Below are 1329 nucleotides of genomic sequence, written 5' to 3' on the forward strand. Positions count from 1 at the left end.
TGAGGTTCCCCCGGTAGCTCGGAGGCTTTCGATCATGCTCTGATGGAGCTGAAGGGAGTCATCCGTGGCAGCACCGAAGAAGTATCCCGATGAGCTGCGTGAACGTGCGGTGCGCTTGTATCGGGAGTCGGACCCGAAGCCCGTGATTCGCCAACTGGCGCGGCAGCTTGGGGTGCATCACGAAGCGTTGCGGAACTGGATCCGCCAGGACGAGGCCGACCGGGGCCAGCGCGACGACCGGCCGACGACCTCGGAGTTGGAGGAGTTGCGTCGGCTGCGGCGGGAGAACGCCGAGTTGAAGCGGGCCAACGAAATCTTGAAGGCCGCATCGGCTTTTTTCGCCTCGGAACTCGACCCGACCCGGCGACGGTCGTGACGCTCGTCGACGAGCTGAAAGATCGCTTCGGGGTCGAGCCCGTCCTCCGGGTCCTCAACATCGCCACCTCCACCTACTACGGCTGGCTCGCCCAGGCCGCCAACCCGTGCGCCCGGCGAAGCGAGGACGCGGACCTGGCGGTGGAGATCGCCGAGATCCACGACGTCTCCGGCGGCACCTACGGCAGCCCACGGGTGCACGCGATGCTGCGCCGCCAGGGCCGACACGTCGGTCGCAAACGTGTGGAGCGGTTGATGCGGATCGCTGGCTTGCAGGGGGCGTTCCTGCGCAAGAAGTGGCGCATCCCGTCGACCCGGTCGAACCCGAAGGCGACCCCGGCGCCGGATTTGGTCAACCGGCAGTTCACCGCCGCAGCGCCGAACCGGCTGTGGGTCGCCGATGCCACCCGGATCCCCTGCGGCGAGGGCGTGTTCTGGCTCGCCGCCGTCCGGGATGTGTTCTCCAACCGCATCGTGGGCTGGCGCTGCTCCGACCGCTGCGACACCGACCTGATCCTCGGCGCCCTCGAATACGGCATCTGGTCCCGCGACATCCGCGACGGCCAACTGATCCACCACTCAGACCGCGGGTCGAACTACACGTCCTTCCGCTTCGCCCAACGCCTGGCCGACAACGGAATCCTGCCCTCCATGGGCTCCGTCGGCGACAGCTACGACAACGCCCTCATGGAGAACTTCTGGTCCACGCTGAAGATCGAATTGGTCTACCGAAACTCCTGGCGCACCCGCAACGAGGCAGAGAACGCGATCTTCACCTACATCGACGGCTGGTACAACACCCGCCGCATCCAGAAAGACCTCGGCTGGCGATCCCCAGACGAGTACGAAACCGCCTGGCACACCCACCAGGCACAGCACGACCAGATGGCTATCGTTCAACCTGAGCCCACCGGCGCCAGGTAACCAACCCTCCGGCAAACCGGGGGAACCTCA

2 protein-coding genes are annotated in these 1329 nt (G+C 66.1%); both read left to right on the plus strand.

The features are described from left to right. The first annotated feature begins 64 nt into the window (after positions 1-64). Entirely contained in the window at positions 65-376 is a 312-nt protein-coding gene (locus ACGFIG_RS30745; RefSeq protein ID WP_104113285.1) for a transposase, read from the plus strand. After that, the gene (locus ACGFIG_RS30750; protein ID WP_393008887.1) at positions 373-1299 is read left to right on the plus strand and encodes an IS3 family transposase; all 927 of its coding nucleotides are present in this window, start codon (positions 373-375) and stop codon (positions 1297-1299) included. The genes ACGFIG_RS30745 and ACGFIG_RS30750 overlap by 4 nt, the downstream gene beginning before the upstream one ends. Positions 1300-1329 lie beyond the last annotated feature (30 nt).

The sequence above is a fragment of the Micromonospora sp. NPDC049048 genome (genome assembly GCF_043197615.1).
Lineage (GTDB): Bacteria > Actinomycetota > Actinomycetes > Mycobacteriales > Micromonosporaceae > Micromonospora.